General features: G+C 67.5%; 15 protein-coding genes. 1 reads left to right on the top strand and 14 read right to left on the bottom strand.

Translation table 11 applies throughout. The features are described from left to right. Positions 1-126: 126 nt before the first annotated feature. The 11 genes from ACYVDG_RS12780 to ACYVDG_RS12730 form a co-directional block, all read right to left on the bottom strand. Positions 127-1,386: a styrene monooxygenase/indole monooxygenase family protein gene (locus ACYVDG_RS12780; protein ID WP_460750328.1), complete on the bottom strand. Its 1,260-nt coding sequence runs from the start codon at positions 1,384-1,386 to the stop codon at positions 127-129. 71 nt (positions 1,387-1,457) lie between these two features. Further along, positions 1,458-2,015 carry a GTP-binding protein gene (locus ACYVDG_RS12775; RefSeq protein ID WP_460750324.1) on the bottom strand — a complete coding sequence of 186 codons (558 nt, stop codon included), beginning with the start codon at positions 2,013-2,015 and terminating at the stop codon, positions 1,458-1,460. A gap of 22 nt (positions 2,016-2,037) precedes the next feature. Further along, entirely contained in the window at positions 2,038-2,397 is a 360-nt protein-coding gene (locus tag ACYVDG_RS12770) for a DUF742 domain-containing protein (RefSeq protein WP_211716369.1), read from the bottom strand. Between the two features lie 45 nt (positions 2,398-2,442). Next, entirely contained in the window at positions 2,443-2,868 is a 426-nt protein-coding gene (locus ACYVDG_RS12765; protein ID WP_191274938.1) for a roadblock/LC7 domain-containing protein, read from the bottom strand. A gap of 136 nt (positions 2,869-3,004) precedes the next feature. Further along, positions 3,005-5,467, bottom strand: a complete 2,463-nt coding sequence (locus ACYVDG_RS12760) for a sensor histidine kinase (RefSeq protein WP_460750320.1) — start codon at positions 5,465-5,467, stop codon at positions 3,005-3,007. A gap of 859 nt (positions 5,468-6,326) precedes the next feature. Continuing rightward, positions 6,327-8,138 (bottom strand): ABC transporter substrate-binding protein, encoded by a 1,812-nt coding sequence (locus ACYVDG_RS12755; protein ID WP_460750317.1) that lies wholly within the window; start codon positions 8,136-8,138, stop codon positions 6,327-6,329. After that, a complete protein-coding gene (locus ACYVDG_RS12750) occupies positions 8,135-8,326 on the bottom strand; it encodes a hypothetical protein (RefSeq protein WP_460750313.1) in 192 nt (63 codons plus the stop codon). Before ACYVDG_RS12750 ends, ACYVDG_RS12755 begins: the two co-directional genes overlap by 4 nt. 6 nt (positions 8,327-8,332) lie before the next feature. Then, a complete protein-coding gene (locus ACYVDG_RS12745) occupies positions 8,333-9,388 on the bottom strand; it encodes an ABC transporter ATP-binding protein (RefSeq protein WP_460750310.1) in 1,056 nt (351 codons plus the stop codon). Next, complete coding sequence (locus tag ACYVDG_RS12740) at positions 9,381-10,454, bottom strand: ABC transporter ATP-binding protein (RefSeq protein ID WP_460750306.1); 1,074 nt, start codon at positions 10,452-10,454, stop codon at positions 9,381-9,383. Before ACYVDG_RS12740 ends, ACYVDG_RS12745 begins: the two co-directional genes overlap by 8 nt. Positions 10,455-10,459: 5 nt before the next feature. Further along, positions 10,460-11,341 (bottom strand): ABC transporter permease, encoded by an 882-nt coding sequence (locus tag ACYVDG_RS12735; RefSeq protein WP_460750302.1) that lies wholly within the window; start codon positions 11,339-11,341, stop codon positions 10,460-10,462. 13 nt (positions 11,342-11,354) lie between these two features. Then, a complete protein-coding gene (locus ACYVDG_RS12730; RefSeq protein ID WP_460750299.1) occupies positions 11,355-12,446 on the bottom strand; it encodes an ABC transporter permease in 1,092 nt (363 codons plus the stop codon). A 391-nt stretch (positions 12,447-12,837) separates the two neighbouring features. Between ACYVDG_RS12730 and ACYVDG_RS12725 the strand changes: the two genes are divergently transcribed. Further along, positions 12,838-14,421, top strand: coding sequence for an alpha/beta hydrolase (locus ACYVDG_RS12725; RefSeq protein WP_460750296.1), 1,584 nt, complete (start codon positions 12,838-12,840; stop codon positions 14,419-14,421). A 110-nt stretch (positions 14,422-14,531) separates the two neighbouring features. Here ACYVDG_RS12725 and ACYVDG_RS12720 read toward each other — a convergent pair whose 3' ends face one another. The 3 genes from ACYVDG_RS12720 to ACYVDG_RS12710 form a co-directional block, all read right to left on the bottom strand. Continuing rightward, positions 14,532-15,149, bottom strand: a complete 618-nt coding sequence (locus ACYVDG_RS12720) for a septum formation family protein (protein ID WP_460750293.1) — start codon at positions 15,147-15,149, stop codon at positions 14,532-14,534. Between the two features lie 263 nt (positions 15,150-15,412). Continuing rightward, positions 15,413-15,901: a septum formation family protein gene (locus ACYVDG_RS12715; RefSeq protein ID WP_460750289.1), complete on the bottom strand. Its 489-nt coding sequence runs from the start codon at positions 15,899-15,901 to the stop codon at positions 15,413-15,415. Between the two features lie 762 nt (positions 15,902-16,663). Next, positions 16,664-16,852, bottom strand: a complete 189-nt coding sequence (locus tag ACYVDG_RS12710; protein ID WP_460750283.1) for a hypothetical protein — start codon at positions 16,850-16,852, stop codon at positions 16,664-16,666. Positions 16,853-16,986 lie beyond the last annotated feature (134 nt).

The following is a 16,986-nucleotide window of genomic DNA, read 5'->3' as shown; positions in this document are numbered from 1 at the left end:
AGACCTGTTTTCGGACATTGCTCGTGGCGTTTCAGGGCGCAGACGTAACCAGCCCGGAACAGGACAGAAAAGAAATCGGGCCCTCAGCAGTTGCGCTGAGGGCCCGATGTGCTAAGGGGAAGTGGTTCAGTCTCCGTGGCGGGCGCGGACCTCTGCCAGGTACTCGGCGGCCAGTTCCGGGTCCAACAGCCACCGCTGGTAGTCCGGCGGGTAGTCCCATCCCCGGATCCACCGGTCACCGACCTCCGGATACTTCTCAGAGTGCCTGATGAGGTCGTAGAAGTAGGGCGGAAGATCACCGAAGTCCCACAGCGAGGAGCACATCTCCGCCCAGTGCTGATTGTGCAGTCCGAATTCCCAGAACCGGTCGAAGGTGTTGACCAGGAACTCCTCGTCGAAGGGCTGGTCTCCCCGCTCCATGATCGCGTCCAGGTAGGCGAGGGCGCACCGCGTGGAGTTGTTCCAGCTCTGGAGCACATAGGGGTCCATCGTGACCACTACGTCGGCCATCCCCAGCACACGTCCACCCGACGGAAGGACCCCCACCGGATTGCGCACCTGGGGCGTCAGCTCCTCGATCAACGTGCTGTTGCCATCGATCAACTCGGCGTCACGCATGCGCTCATAGGTCAAGGGGTCGTACTGGCGGAGCAGATCCTTCATCCGCCGGAGTTGCTCCTCCGGCCCGGGGCGGTCCGGCCAGGCGTCCATGGGGCCGCCGTGCTTGTCCACCAGCAACAGGCTGTGGCAGGGACCCTCCTTCGAGAGGACCGGGAAGAGCGCGATGGTGCCCGCTGCGGCCGTGGTCGACCCCCAGCCCACGTTCTCGTCCTCGTTCTCGGGCGGCCACACGTCGTCCACGTAGACCTGGGAGATCGCGCGCTTTCGGGCACCGCTGAAACGACTGGTGTCGTAGTCGAACAACTGGCCGAGTTCACCCGTGCCGACCGCGACGATGATCAGGTCGAACATCCGGGAGAAGTAGTCCAGGTCGGTCACCGTGACACCGTGGATGACGACCTTGCCGCCCCGGTCCTCGAAGAACTCCAGCCAGTCGGCCATCTTCACCCTGCGGTCGACGGAGACCACGTAGTCGTTCTTGTCGCCGGTCCGTCCCTTGACCATCATCGGCTCGCCGGACTTGGGGCGCAGGTGCAGGATCTGTTCCCGGATCTGCGGAGACAGGGCACTCCACAGGTCCAGGTTCTGAGCCCGTTCGTGCTCGAGTGCGGTGGGAAAGGTGTACTGGCTGACCGAAGGACGTCCTGACCGGATCTCGAGCGAGGACTGCCCCGTGATCACCGTGACGTCGTAGCCATGGGTCAGGAGCCCGTGGGCCAAGTGCAGCCCGGCGTGGCCCGCGCCGACGATAAGGATCTTGCGCATTGTGTCGCTAACTTTCCTGGGGAATCTACGGGGCCGTGGGGAGGACTGGACATCCAGCGGCTCCCCGCCCGTCAGGCGACGGGCTCGCTGGCTCGGTTGTGCTCCAACGCGTACCGCAACAGCGTCTTGAGCACGTCGCCGCCGGACATCCGGTGCCTGGCGTCGAAATCGATGATCGGTACCTCCGGGCTGACCTCCAGGGCTTCACGGACCTGCTCGGAGGTGTAGTCGAGGCGGCCCTCGAACTTGTTCAGCGCCACGATGTAGGGGATGCGCTTGTTCGTCTCGAAGTAGTCGACGGCGTCGAAGGAGTCCGCGAGCCTTCGGCAGTCGACCACGACGACGGCACCGACGGCACCGCGGACGAGATCGTCCCACATGAACCAGAACCGGGCCTGGCCCGGCGTCCCGAACATGTACATGACCAGTTCGTCGTCGATGGTGATGCGGCCGAAGTCCATCGCGACGGTGGTCGTCGTCTTGTCGGGGGTGACCGAGGTGTCGTCGTGCCCGACACTGGCCTCGGTCATGATCGCTTCAGTCGTGACCGGCGGAATCTCCGACACCGAGCGCACCAAGGTCGTCTTGCCGGCGCCGAAGCCACCGGCGATGACGATCTTGCTCGACATCTTCTTGCGATTCGACCTGCTGTCACTGGAAAAGTCGTTCGAGACCACGAAGAGCCCTCTCCAGAACCTGGTTTTCGGACGGACTGCTGCCGGTGATGGTCGGGTGGATGTACACCAGGTCCTGCTCGGCCAGGTCACTGACCAGAACCTGGGTGACGCCCAGGGGGATGTTCAGCTCGGCCGACACCTCGGCGAGAGACCGTGTCTCCCGGCACAGTTTGTAAATGCTGATCGACTCCGGCATGAGGGTGCCAGGAGGGTCCTGCCCGGGCTCGGATGTCGAGACCAGGGTCTGCACCATCAGCGGATGCCGTGACCGCGTCCGCCCACCTGTGAAGGTGAACGGGCGAACACGGTTACTCCTTCGCCTGCGGAAGCTCATAGCCGCGGCAACCTCATTCCTGCCGAACCGTACGGATCACCGTCGTCAGTTCTGGATGACCTCGCGCAGCTGCGAACGCAGCTGCGGCGTGAGCACGTGGGCGACGTTGTCCACGAGCTTGGCCATCTGGAACCCGACGATCTTCAGCTCCGTGCCGGGTGCGGTGAGCACCGCCATGCAGGAACCGTCACTGATGGCCATGATGAAGAGGTGGCCGTGGTTGAAGCGGACGAGCAGCTGCTCGCACTCACCCCTCTGGAAGAGGCCGGCACCGCCGACCGCCAGGCTGTGGAGGCCGCTGGCGATCGCCGCGAGCTGCTCGGCGTGCTCCTCCGGGAAGTCGCTGGAGTGCGTGAGGACCAGGCCGTCGGAGGAGACCACCACGGCGTGCTCGACACCGCGCACGTCCCGGACGAACCGGTCGATGAGCCACGAGAAGTTCTCAACACTGTCGTTCGTGGATTCAGTCATGGTTGTGCTCTACCTGCCTCGGCCGAGTGTCGTGTTCGCTGGGGGGGTTGGGGTGTACGGTCCCGCTCCGTGGTGCGGGGCCCGGAGGCCTGCCCCTCGGAGCGGGACCCTGGTTCGTCTTCCCTGGCCTTGGACGTCATTCCTTGTCACCCTCGATGTCCTCGCCTTCGAGCGCGGCGCGCTCCCCGTCGAGGAAGTCGCCGATCTCGTCTCGGATCTGCTCCGCGCGTGCCTCACCGGTGAGCTTGGGCGGGGTGTCCTCCCGGCCCTTCGGCGGTGGCGGCGGGTTGTCCGAGAGCGCCCCCGGGTGCGGCATCATCCGCAGCGGCGAACCGTGCGGGGTGGCGCTGCGCCGCGGCAGGCCCGCGGAGGTGACCGCGGAGGTACCGCCCGGGGAGGGCTTGGGGCCGCCGGGCCCGTCGGCCCCCTCGGCCCCCTTGCCGTTGGCGGACTGCGGCGGGATCGGTCCGGTCGGTGCCACGGGAGCGCTCGCACTGGGTGTCGTGGAGGTTCGGGAGTGCCCGGGCTGCTTGGGAGTCGCCACCCGCAAGAGCCCCTTGGGGACGATGGTGTAGGCGCTGACCCCGCGGAAGGACCGGGACTCCAAGCGGGTCTCCAGGCCGTGCTTGCGCGCGATCCGGCTGGCCACGTACAGGCCCATGTGCCGGGGCACTTCGTCGTCCAGGACCGGCTCGCCGCCCAGGCGGCCGTTGAGCTCGGTGAGCTGGGCGTCGGGGATGCCCACGCCCTCGTCCTCGACGACGATCATCAGGCGGCCGTCGTCCAGCTCCTGCGCGCTGATCACCACCTGCGAGTGCTCGGGCGAGTTCGCCGTGGCGTTGTCCAGAAGTTCGGCCAGGAGGTGGCTGATGTCGTCCGCGGCCAGACCGGTGATGGACGTCTGCGGAAGCTTGCCCAGGGTGACCCTGGGGTAGTCCTTGATCTCCGAGGTCGCGGCTCGGGCGACGTCGAGCAAGGGGACGATCTCGTCGTGTGCGTCGGACTCGCCGCCGTCATGCCCGGTCAACACCAGGAAGTTCTCCCCGTTGCGCCGCATACGGGTCGCGAAGTTGTCGATCTGGAAGAGCTTGTCCAGGATGTCGGGGTCCTGGGCACCGGTCTCCAGTTCCTCGACCATCTCCAGCAGGGCGTCGACCAGCGAGAGGTCGCGCATGGCCAAACCGGCGAGCGCCTCGTTGAGGATGTCGCTCTGAGGGCCGTGGGAGGCGGTGGAGGTCGGTTCGGCTCGGGTGCTGTCGGCGGTGCCGACGGCGGCGGAACCCTCCTTCTGAGCCTCCTGGGCCGTGCTCTCTGTGCGGGCGGCCTCGTCGGCTTCCGGGATCCGCGCGTCCTTGGCGGGGCCCTCGGTGACGGTTGGGGACTCGGCCTCCTCCTCGGCCCCGGGCTCCTCGGTCGCGGGCTCGGAGCGGGTGAGCGCCCTGTTCTGCCGTACCTCTTCGGTGGTGGCGGGCTCGGTGCGTTCAGCGAAGAGCGTGGCGGCCGACTCCGCCGTGACGACCTGCGGCTGCTGCCCCGGCGCGAGCACGATGACGTGCTGGACCGGCTGCCCATAGGGGTTGAGCTGGTGCGGGTAGACCACAGGCTGCCCCGGCAGGACGTAACCGGGCGGCTGGTAAGGGGCCGGGTAGGCGTTCTGGTAGGCCACCAGCGGCTGGGCCTGCGGGTACGGCGCCGGGTAGTGCGGCGCGGGAGGCGGCGCGTACGGCTGCGGCTGGGGCGGCTGCTGTTGGGGCTGCGGGTACGGCTGCGGTGCGTACTGCTGCGGTGCGTACTGCTGGGGCGGGTACTGCTGGGGCGGGTACTGCCCCGGATGCTGTGGCGGCGCCTGGTGGGGTGCGGGGTGGTGCGGCTCCGGCTGCGGGTACCCCCCGTGCTGCTGGTATCCGCGGGGCGGCGGGGATCCAGCGGAAGGCCCCTGGTAACCGGGGTATCCCTGCTGGCCGTGGGGGGCCTGTGGGGCGGGCGGACCCTGCGGCCCGGGCTGAGCACCGTATCCGGGTGGCCCCTGGTAGTGGCCCTGCTGCTCCTGGTAGCCCTGCTGCGCGTGGGCGGGAGGCGTCCACTGCTGATGCGGCGCCGGCTCGGGTTGCGGGGGCTCGGGTTGCGGGGGCTCGGGTTGCGGGGGTTCGGGCAGTGCGGCTTCGGGCGGGGCGGCGGGCTCGGGTGCGGGCCAACGGGGCTCGCCGAAGGCGTGCTGGCCCGCAGAGGGCCCTTGGTCGGCCGTCGGGGCGGACTGCGCCGGTGGGGACAGGGGGGCCTCGGGCCGCGCTGCGGGTTCTGGCGAGGAGGGGGTGTCGGTCATGGTGTCCGTCGTGGCGGGGGTATGCGGGCTGCGCGGTTCGGGCTCGTCGAGACCGACGCCGCGCCATTGGCCGACCGGGTTGGCCCCGGTGTCGACATCGTCGACATCCAGACCCCTGGTCGTGTAGGGATTGGGGACGCTTACCCGGGAGGCGGGGCGGTAACCGTTCTCGGCGGACGCGGAGAAGGGTCCGGTGGGGGGCTCCGTCGCGGGTGTGTCCTCGCCGTCCGACGTCCGGCCGGGGGTCTGCGAGTGCGGATGCACGGGCTTATGCACGGGATTTCCTTGCTCGGTCTCCGGTGACGGGGGGTCCTGGGACTTGACCATCCGGGAGATGGCCCGGCGGAACCTTCCTTCACGCCTGGCTCCATGCCCATCCTCCGTCGACATCATCTTGGCCAGGGAGTGGTTACCGCGATCCTGCGGTGACTGCGCCTGTGCCACAATCTCGTCTCCTCGAATCCGGTGGGCGGATCGGCGGTGGCCCCGCACCACCACCCTGACCAGGGAGGAAGCCGCTTCGGGGATCGTTTCGACCCCCGGGGCAGCCAGGCGTCCCTAAAGCCGGGGGAACGCCTCGACGGTTTTCGGACCTGCGGAAAGGTGCGATCGGGACTGTCACCGTGATCGGTGACGAGCACCCCATCCGGCGGACAACTGTCCGTGCTCCACACAATTCCTGTTCTTCCGCCGAGAACCGTCGTTCGGTTCGTCAGACTAACAAAGGACGCCCAGCTTGACAGAAGAATCGAAGAAGCACCGAATCCACATCAGTGGGGACCCTGGTTGACGTGCGATAACACTGACAGATTCGGATCAAACTCGTACCCTGGATCGAGAGGTTTGTGGCGTTTTGTCGGATTCGGGGCAGGTGCCGCCGCATCGGCGGCCGCACCCCGCTACCCGGCGATCCGGCACAGGCAGGCCCCGCAGGAAGCACAGCCCTGGAGATGCGGGCAAGGTGTCTCCCCGCTGAGCACAAACGGGCTATAGAGAAATACATCACTACAGGCCGAAAATGTGGTGCACGAGACGGCAGGGGCGGGGCCCGAAGGCACCGCCCCTGCACTCCACTTGTCGCCGATCTGTTCCCGTCGGCCGCGTTACTCCTCGGCCGCGTCAACCTCCGACCGCGTCACTCGTCGACCGGGGACAGCTCACCCTGGATCAGCGACAGGATGACGTGGTTGTCCTGGTACTGCTCGTTCTGCGAGTGCGGGGAGTCATCGGGGAACGACTCCACGCGGACCCCCTCGACCGCCGGGGAGAGGTACTCGTAGGTCCAGATGGGGATGCGCGGCAGCAGCTCGTTGAAGACGATCGACATCGTCCGCAGGGCCTCGTGCTGCTCCTCCTCCGTCTCGGCGCGCCTGGCGGTGTCCACCAGCTCCTCGAGGTCCACATCGCCCTGGGAAGGGCTCTCCACCTGGAGGTCGAAGCCCTGGCCCGGGTCGTCCTCGGTGCCCGCGTTCTCCGTCAGGAAGTTCATCTCGAAGGCGCCCCAGTAGTCGGGCTGCTCCGGGTTGCCCCAGTGGCGGACCGCGACCTCGAAGTCACCGGCGCCCCAGATCCCCCACGGGTTGTCCTCGGGGATGTTGCGCGCCTCGGTCCTGATCCCGAAGTCGTTCCAAGCCTCCTCCACCTGGGTGGCGGTCAGCTCGAAGTCGCCCCAACCGGCGACACCGATGATCTCGAAGCTGGCCTCCTCGCCGTCCGGGAGGTACCACTGGCCGTCCTCCAGGGTCCAGCCGGCCTCCTCCAGCAACTCCGCGGCCTTCTCCTGGTCCTGGTCGTAGTTCTCGAAGTCCGCGAGCTCGTCAGCGGTCAGGATCTCCTCCGCCTGGATGTCCGCCAGACCCGCGTAGTGCTCCACCCGGGAGTAGGCCTCGCCGCGGGCCACCTGGCCGATCTGGTCCCCGTCGAGGATGTAGGCGAGCGCCTTGCGCACGCGCACGTCCTGGACCTCGGGCTTGGCCTGGTGGTTGAACATGAGGCCGACACCGTCGTACCCGGCGTGCTCGACCCACCGGAAGCCCTCCACGCCCTGGAAGGCCTCCTGGTCGGCGGCGGAGGGGGCGAGCGTGGAGTAGTCGACCTCGCCCTGCTGCACCAGGAGGGCCGACTGCCGGTTGTCACCCTTGTGGATGACGACCTCGTCGAAGTTGACCTCGGTCCCCTGGTAGCCCTCCTCGTTGCGTACCAGCGTGATGCGCGCGTCCGACATCTGCGCCTCGTCGAACATGTACGGACCGCTGCAGATGATCTCGTCCGGGTCGAACTCGACGAACTCGGCGTTCCAGTCGGTGTGCTCGTCGTCGCCCTGGCGGACGCCGTCGTTGACCATCTCCAGCGCGCGCTCACCGAAGTTCTCGTAGGTGGCCTTAGAGACGATGCGGTGCTTGAGGATGCTGCGCTCGATGTTGGGGAACGCGTCCTCGAAGCCCAGCCGGACCGTCGTGTCGTCCAGCTTCTCCAGCTCCTCGACCTGCGGGAATCCGGTACCCCACGGCGGAGCCTCCAGGACGCGCATGGCGTAGCTGCGGATCATGTCGTCGGCGTTCAGGTCCTCGCCGTCGCTCCACTTCAGTCCCGAGCGCAGGGAGACGATGAGGTCGTCACCGTCCCACTCGTGCCCCTCCAGCAGGAGGTACTCCCACTCGTGGTCGGCCCAGTTGTAGACGGCGCCCGTGCACAGGAACAGGTCCTTGTAGACGGAGTTGAGGAGCAGCGCGCCGTCCTCGACGTGCACGTTGCGGGTCTGGGAGTCCAGGTCGTAGTCGAAGACCCCGGTGAACTGGGTGGATCCGTCGCCGCCCCCGTCGTCACCGGAGCAGGCGGACAGCAGGCCGGCGCCCGCCACACCGACGGAGCTGAAACCGACGGCCTTGAGGAGGCGCCGCCTACTCAGGTCCTGGAGGACGGCGTTGCGCGGGGGTGTGGAGGTCATTCTTGACGCTTCCTTTCCAAGAGGACGGCGAGCAGACCGAGAATGAGCACGACCAGGCCGATACCGACGGTGGCGACACTGATGACGAACTCGGCTGTGCCGGGGGATGTGAACACGGCCATGAGGGTGCAGGTGAGGGTGAGGAATGCTCCGACGAACAGGCCGAAGCGTCCGATGAGGAGCAGCAACCCGCCTCACCCCTTGGTGACGACGTGGCAGGCGAGCAGCCGGTCGTGGCTGCGCACCAGCGGCGGTCGTTCGGTATCGCAACTGCCGCTCGCGAAGATCGGGCAGCGTGGGTGGAAGTCGCAGCCAGGGGGCAGGTCCGTGAGGTCGGGGATGTCGGAGCTGCGCAGCCGCACCCGCTCCTTGCTCTTGGCGAGGTCGGGGTCGGGCTCGCAGACGGCGGAGATGAGCGCCTGGGTGTACGGGTGCCGGGGGTCGTTGACCACCTGCGGCGTGGGCCCGTGTTCCACGACCTTCCCGAGGTACATCACCGCGATCTCGCCCCGCCAGGCGAAGTACTTGGCTACGGCGAGGTCGTGGGTGATGAACAGGAAGCTCACACCCAGGTCGTCACGGAGCTTTCCAAGGGTGTTGAGCATGCTGACCCGGATAGACACGTCCAGCATCGACGTGGACTCGTCGGCGATGATCACCTCGGGTTCCATCGCCAGAGCACGGGCCACGGCGACGCGCTGGCGCTGGCCTCCGGACATCTGGTGGGGGTACTTGTCCAGGTAGTCCTCGGCCGGGGTCAGGTCGACGCGCTCCAACAGCTCGACGGTCGCACGGCGGGCGTCGTGGCGGTCCTTGACCATCTTGTGGCGGCGCAGCCCCGCCGAGACCGTGGAGTAGACGGTGCGCACCGGGTTGAGGGAGGCATAGGGGTCCTGGTGGATGTACTGGACCGAGCGCCGGAAGGCCGCCCGCGCCTTGCGGTCCATCTCCGCGACGTCCTTGCCGCGGAACAGCACCGAGCCGGCGGTGGGACTGGCCAGCGCCGCGGCCATCCGGGCAGTGGTCGTCTTGCCGCACCCTGACTCCCCCACCAGGCACAGCACCTGGCCGGGGTGCACCTCCAGGTCGACCCCGGCGACCGCGGGGACGTCGCCCCGGGCCGTACTGAAGACCTGCTCGGCGCCGCGCAGGGTCAGCACCGGGGTTTCGGGGCGGCGCCGCTCGGCACCGAGGGCCTCGGCCTCGGAGACGGGAAGGGGTTCGGCGGGCTTGGCGGTCCGGTCAATCACGGGAGACCCCCTCGGCGTGGAGTTCGGCATCGGTGGAGCGCAGGCAGGCCGCGGCGTGGCTCAGACCCAGGTCGCGGGGCTTGAGCACGTCCAGGACGGGACGCGTGGCGGTGCAGGCGTCGACGGCGTGGGCGCAACGGGGCGCGAAGGAGCAGCCCGACGGCAACGCGTGGAGGCTGGGCGGGCCGCCGGGGAGGGACTCGGGCACGTGGAGGTCGCCCACGACCGGGGGCACCGAGTTGATCAGCGCCGAGGTGTAGGGGTGCCGGGACCGGTAGAAGATGTCCCGGGTCGTTCCGGTCTCGATGAGCCGCCCGGCGTACATGGTCCCGACACGGTCGGCGAGCTCGGCGGCCAGGCCGAGGTCGTGGGTGATGAACACCATCGAGAACCTCAGCTCGTCCCGCAGCTCGGCGAGCCGTTCCACGATGGACCGCTGGGTGAGGATGTCCAGGGCCGTGGTGGGCTCGTCGAGGATGAGCAGCTGCGGTTCGAGGGCCAGCGCCAGCGCGATGAGGCTGCGCTGGCGCATACCGCCGGACAGCTCGTGCGGAAAGCTGTTGAGCACCCTGCCCGGGTCGAGCCGGACCATCTCCAGCAGCTCGGCGGAGCGTTCGAGGATCTCCTTGCGGGGGCGACGGCGGCCGACGCGTTCGTGCGCGCGGAAGGTGTCGAGGAAGTGGTCCTCGACCTTCAGGACCGGGTTGAAGGCGTTCATCGCGCCCTGGAAGACCATGGCCGCCTCGTTCCAGCGGAAGCGGCGCAGCCTCTCCTTCTCCAGGGTGCGCACGTCGACGCGGGTCCCGTCCTTGCGGCGGAAGAGGATCTCGCCACCGGAGACCACACCGGTACGCGGGAGCAACCGGAGCAGGCCGAGGCCGAGCGTGGTCTTGCCGCAGCCGGACTCGCCGACCAGGGCCATGGACTGGCCGGGGTACAGGTCGAAGGAGACGTCGTGGACTGCGGTGACCTGCGACTTGCGTCCGGTGCGGTAGCCGACGTCGACGCCGCGGACGGACAGCAGGGCACCGTTGCCGGTGTCCGGGGCGGTGGGGAGGTCGTTCACGGGGCTCACCTGTCCCGGAGTCGTGGGTTGAGGGCCTGCTCCAGAGAACGGGTCATGGTGACCAGCCCGATCTGGAAGAGCATGATCATCACCATCGGGGCGATGAGGAAGGGTGCCGCTTGGGGCAGGAGGAAGGCGTTGTTGTCCCAGGCCTGCTGGATCATCAGCCCCCAGTTGTCGGCGGTGCTGGGCAGGAGGCCGAGCAGGTACATGCCGACGACCGCGTAGATCGCGTTGGTGATGGCGATGATGAAGTTGATGAAGATGTAGCCCAGCATGTTGGGAAGCACCTCGACGAAGAGGATGCGCGCGGTACCGAGGTCCTGGAGGCGTGCGGCCTCGATGAACTCGCGCTCCTTCAGCGTGAGGACCTGCGCTCGGATGGAGCGCATCAGGAAGGGCCAGGTGACCAGCCCGATGATGAAGGAGACCACCAGCGGGGAGGACGTCCGGTAGAAGGAGGCGATGACCAGCATCAGGACGATGAAGGGGATGGTCATCGTGATGTCGGTCAGCTGGAGCAGCAGGTGGTCCAGGCGGCCCCTGACGTAACCGGCGACCGCGCCGAGGACGACGGCGATGGCGACGGTGATGAGGGCGGCCGTGAAACCCACCAGGATGGGTTCGCGCCCGCCCAGGACGAGCTGCGTGAACGTGTCCTTGCCCTCGTGGTTGGTCCCGAGCCAGTGCTCGGAGCTCATCGGACCCCAGATCTTGGTGACGTCCGTGGGGTTGTGGTTGTCGATGAGCAGAGGACCCACGAAGGCGAAGAGCAGGACGCTGAGGACCAGACAGAGTCCGACGAACCCGCTCGCGCTGCGGGTGATCCCCTGCCAGATGGTGCCCCAGACGCCCGCGGCGGGCGCGGGTGCTGCGGTGACGGCCATGGCGTAAGTCCCCCTACTTCCGGATGCGCGGGTCGAGCCTGCTGTACAGCAGGTCCGCGACGAGGTTGGCGATCACCACGCACGAGGTGATGATGATGAGCAGCCCCTGGAGGAGCGGGTAGTCGCGGTAGTTGACCGCGTCCAGCAGCAGCCCGCCGACGCCCTTGTAGACCAGGACCTGTTCGACGAAGATCGCGCCGCCGACGAGGGTGCCGAAGGAGATCGCGATCTGGGCGACCAGCGGCAGGACGGCGTTGCGGCCGACGTAGGCGCCGGCGATACGGCTGTCCTTCAACCCGCGTGCGCGGGCGACGGTCACGTAGTCCTCGCCGAGTACCTCTGTGGTGGAGGCCTTCATGACGAGCATCCAGGTGCCGATGATGGCGAGCACGTAGGTGAAGATCGGCAGGGCCGCGTGGTAGAAGGCGCTGGCGAAGAAGTCGAACGTGAACCCGGGTTGGATGCCGGGGCTGAGGGTGCCGCGCAGTTCGATCGGGTTGAACCAGCCGAGGTACATGCCGCCGCCGACCACGAGGACCATCGCGATGAGGTAGTTCGGGATGGCGCCGAGGACGGAGGCGACGATGCTGAGCACGTGGTCGACGGCCTTGTTGCGCCGGTAGGCCATGACCATGCCTAGGGTGAGGCCGAGGACGATCGCGACGAGTGTGCCGGCACCGATGCTGAAGAGCGTCCAGGGGAGGTAGGCGCCGATCGCGTCGGTGACGCTCTGGCCGGGCCGGTTGATGGTCCCGCCGAGGTCGAAGGTGAAGAGCCCGACGATGAATTCCCACCACTGCTGGTAGATGGGCGCGTCGACGTCGTAGGCCAGCGAGTTCATCGCGATGGCGCGGGCCTCGTTCATCGACATGCCGCCCTGGGTGAGGCGGCCCGCCATGACGTCGATGGGGTCACCCGGCATCGCGCGCCCGAGGAAGAACGTCACGTTGGCCACCACGAAGACCACGACGAGGGCCTTGCGGACCTTCACGAAGACGTAGTTGCGCCAGATCCGGCCCAGGAGGGCAATCGGCTTCCGGGGGGCGGCGGGCCCGGTACCACCGGCTTCGGGTGGGGGTGGGGAGGCCGCGATTTCGGTGGCCACGGGGCTCCTTCGAGCAAGGGGGGACGGCTGTGGTGCGGGCACCACTTTTCTATTAGGAAACTTTCCTAACAGAACATCACGGTAACGCCCCGCCTGTGGCTCACACCACCCCCGTGACCAAACGGCGTCTTTTGCGCGACCCGATCGGCATCGTGAAAAGAACACAGAGCAACAAACCACCACATAAATCCATGGGGTTCTTGTCCACATCCGGCCACACGTCGACACTCATGACATTTGTAGGTGTTGCGGCGATCTATCCGCTTCGTACTGTTACGTCGCGAACGGACACGTTTCCGGCCTAGGGGCCAAGACCCCACTCCTGGGTGGCGGACAAGACATCGGAGGGACCCCCGTGCTCCGAGCACGCATTACCGTCCGAACAGCAGCGGTGGCCACGGCCGCCGGGCTCGCACTCTCCCTCACGGCCGCGCTCCCGGCCGCCGCAGACCCCGTTGACGAGAATGCGCTCGCCCCCTTCCACGATCAGGAGGTCGTGTGGGGCGAGTGCGAGGAAGATCTGCTCGAAGACCTCGAATGCGCCGAGGTCGAGGTCCCCCTCGACTACGCGGACCCCGAAGGCGAACGCCTCACCCTCGGGATCAGCCGCGCCGCCGCAACCGACCCCGAGGCGCACCGCGGCATCCTGCTCCTCAACGCGGGCGGCCCCGGCGGCCCCTCCCGCTATATGGCCGACGCGTACAGCCAGACGCCCCTCGGCGCCGCCTACGACCTGATCGGGATGGACCCGCGCGGGAGCGGCGCCTCCAGCGCCCTGGACTGTGACGTCGAATATCCGCTGATCTCACCGCGGCCGGACGAGGCCGAGATCGCCGCCAACACCCGGGAGACCATCCACTACTCCCGCGCCTGCGACGAGGCGGAGGGCGACCGGCTGCCGCACATGACCACCGCCAACACGGCCCGCGACATGGACGTCATCCGCGCCACGCAGGGCGAGGAGCAGACCAACTACCTCGGCTACTCCTACGGCACCTACCTGGGCGCGGTGTACGGAAGCCTGTTCCCCGAGCGGCTCGACCGCAGTGTGCTGGACTCCCCCATCCACCCGGACCGGGTCTGGCGGGACGTCTTCCTCATGCAGGCGCCCGGACACTCCGCCAACGTCGAGCGCTACACCGAATGGCTCGCCGAGCACGACGAGGTGTACGGGCTCGGCACCACCCCTGACGAGATCGTCGCCAACTTCGACGAGACGTCGGCACGGCTTACCGAAGAGCCGCGCGAAGACGTGCCCGGCGTTCCCGAGTTCGACGGAGCCCTCTTCGACATGATGGTCGGAGAGGGCGCCCGCGACCAGGGAGACTGGGATGAGACCAGCTGGGTCGTGCAGGCGCTGGTCACCGGTGAACCGGTCCCTGAACTGGACGGCGGAGCCGGGATCCCCGACGACCTCCTTGAGCTCACCGAGATGAACTTCGACCTGTTCTCCGCGGTCGTGTGTGAAGCGGAGTGGCCCGACCGGATCAGCGAGTACCACGCTGACACGCGCGAGCAGCGGGACGAGCACCCGTTCGGGGTCGGAGCGCTGTGGGCGACACCGCAGACCTGCGCCTTCACCGACAACCAGCCGACCGAGCCCCCGGTCGAGGTGGAGCACGGCGGGTCCACGGAGCCGCTGGTCATCGCCGGTGAGTTCGACCCCCAGACCCCGTATGAGGGTGCGCCGGTCATGGCCGACCGCCTGGGTGCGCCGCTGGTCACCGTCACCGACGACGGCGCGCACGGTTTCTACGGCATGGGGGATGAGGAGGGCCTCCTCTACCCGTGCGTGGACGACCTCGTGCACTCCTATCTGCTGGACGGCACGGTGCCCGAGGACACCGAGTGCCCGGGCGTACCCCGGCCCGAGGGCACACCGGAACCGCCGGGTGAGGTCGTAGCCCTCGGCGACGGGTGGATGCCGTACGACGAGATGGAGCGGACCTCGCCCCTGCCGGGTTTGCGGGACTGACGGCCCGGACAGGCTGGCCGGTCCGGACAGGCTCGCCCGGACAGGCTGGCCGGTCCGGACAGGACGACGGCCCGCGTCATCGGATGGCGCGGGCCGTTGCTTGTGGACTGTTAGATGTTGGAGTCCTCGAACGAGCCGGTGGTCGGGCCGGTCGGGTCGCCGACGATGCAGAGGAAATCACGGTCTCCCGCGTCCCAGGTCTCGTCACTCGGGAAGAGCGTCGTGATCGCCAGGACCGACTCTTCGAGCGGGACACCGACGAAACCCTCGTACATGTCGACACACTCTTCGTCGACCATGTCCGCGACCTCGTCGAAGCCGGGGTAGTCACCGTCGGCATCGAGGTCGCCGTCCGCGTAGACCTCGAGTTCATGGGGCTCCGAGCAGTCCACGACGGGCACGGTGGCCACCGTGTCGTCCTCGTCGAACTCGAGCTCGTGCAGGCAGTCGCCGACGGTGAGGAGATTGACGTTCGTGTCCTCCGGACCGGAGAGGTCGTCCGGCTCGGTCTCGACGGGTTCGGGCTCCTCCGTTTCGACCGGTTCCTCGGTTTCGGTGGGCTCCGGCTCCGGTTCGGGTTCGGCCACGGGAGAAGGGGCGTCGGTGTCGCCGCTCAGGGCGGGCGGCAGAAGGGGGAGTCCACACGCCGACAGGGACAGGGCGGCACCGGCGGCCAGGGTCCCCATGGCTATACGGCCTAGCAAAGGGTGGCGCGCTTCGGACAACATGACGGCTCCACTGGATCGTTGGTCTTATGCCGACACGCAGGTGAGGATCGGCGATACCTATCCAGATGCACCCAGGTGCGAGAAGGTTTCGCCCCGTTCACGAAGAAGTTCCGAAAGGGGCGAAACCGGTCGAGTGGTGCGAGTGATAGACGGGTTGATGAGGTGGCCGATGGGCCGGAGGGCCGGAGGGCCGGAGGTGGTTGGGCCGGAGGTGGTTGGGCCGGAGGCCGACGGTGGCGGGGCCGGAGGGAGCTGGTGACGGGTCAGCGGTTGGAGCCCTCGAAGCTCTCGCTGACGGTCCCGGTGGGGTCAAGGGCGTAGCAGAGGATCTCCTGGTCCCCCATGTCCCAGCCCTCTTCGGTCGGCACCAGGGGCCAGACCTCGAGCTCCGAGTCCATGAAGTCCACACCGACGTAGTTCGCGAAGGCGCTGCCGTAGCAGATCTCGTCGATGGAGTTGTCCAAGGACGCCTCACCGGGGAAGTCACCGTCAGGGAGGTCTTCGGTGTGGAAGACCTCGGCGTCGTGGGGTTCCGAACAGTCGACGAGCGGGACGTTGGTGACCTCGTCGCCAGAGAACGCGGCCTCCATCTCACTCTCGACGAAACAGTCGCCCGCGCTCAGTTCCATGACATTGCCGCCACCGGGGCTGAGGACCGAGGCCACCAAACCGCAGGCTGAGAGGCTGGCCGCCGTACCCGCGGCTAGCAGCGCGAGGGAGGTGTTGCGAACGGCTGGGGTGAGAGTGGACATGAGGGTGCTCCGGTATTTCTTCATAAAAGGGGTCCCGCCCGGGTTGTCGGCGAGAGGAAGAAGAATTCACCAAGCGGCCGCCCATGTCAATCTGGATTCGAAAACTCACAAGTACGTCATGGACAAGCACTCCGAGTGACACTGTGACCCCTTCGGATGACCCCGCCCCTTTTTTAAGCTTTAATTTTACCTCCAGACAATTTCCAACAGAAGAAAGGGACAATTCTGAGAGTGCTTGGCGTGAGGTCCTTTTGTTAGTTTGGGTTGCCTGCTCTAGTGGCTAGGGGTTGCCTGCCCTGGTGGGGGTTCCTCCTTTGGGTTGGGGTGTCCTCCTTTCCCGCCGCCCGATTGTGGCCGTCTCCGCTGCGCGCCTCAAGGTCGTCGCCATCGAGCGCTTCGCGCGTCATTGGCGCTCCACCTTGACCCGCTCCGCTGCGACGGCGGGTTGGCGGCTATCGGGAAAGGGGGACGGGTGGTTGAGGCCTGCGTCGGTTCGGGCTTCGCTCGAAAAACCGAACCCCTCGGCCTGGCGGCCGATGCCTGCCCCTGCGCCGGAGCGTTGACGCCTGGCGGTGTCACGGCCGGTCAATCTCTGCTGCGAAAGCCGAACCCCGAACAGCACGGCCTACGGCCGGTGGTCCACTCCGCCGGAGCGTTGGCGGGTCGGGTGTCGCGGCCGGTCACGGTGTGCGGCGAACCCCTCGGGAGAATGCCGGGGACCCAGGGCGTGGGGGCGTGGGGCGGTAGGGCCTTGGCGGGCGGTTACCGCTCCTCAGGTGTGGGGGTGGGTGTGGGGGCTGGGTCTGGGTCCCCGTCCGGGTCCTTGCCCCCACCCGAGTCCTCCCCCTTGTTCTTGCTTCCCCGGTTGCGGTGGGAGGGGCGGCCCTGCCACGTGGACTGGTCCGGGTTGGTCTCCCTGCGGTACTTGAGCCGGTTGTGGTCCGAGCACAACGGCTGGATGTTGTGTGTGCCACGCGCACAAAGAAAGGTTGAGAAGGAGGTAGGAAACCTTAATCGATGTGCTAACTGCGTGAAAGATGAAGGATATGGCCCTTCGGTGCCGCTCTTCGGGGAGGGGTACCAAA

It is taken from the genome of Nocardiopsis oceani (genome assembly GCF_054777395.1).
Note: the sequence above shows the minus strand (reverse complement) of the source record. Positions and strands in the feature narration are given on the sequence as shown.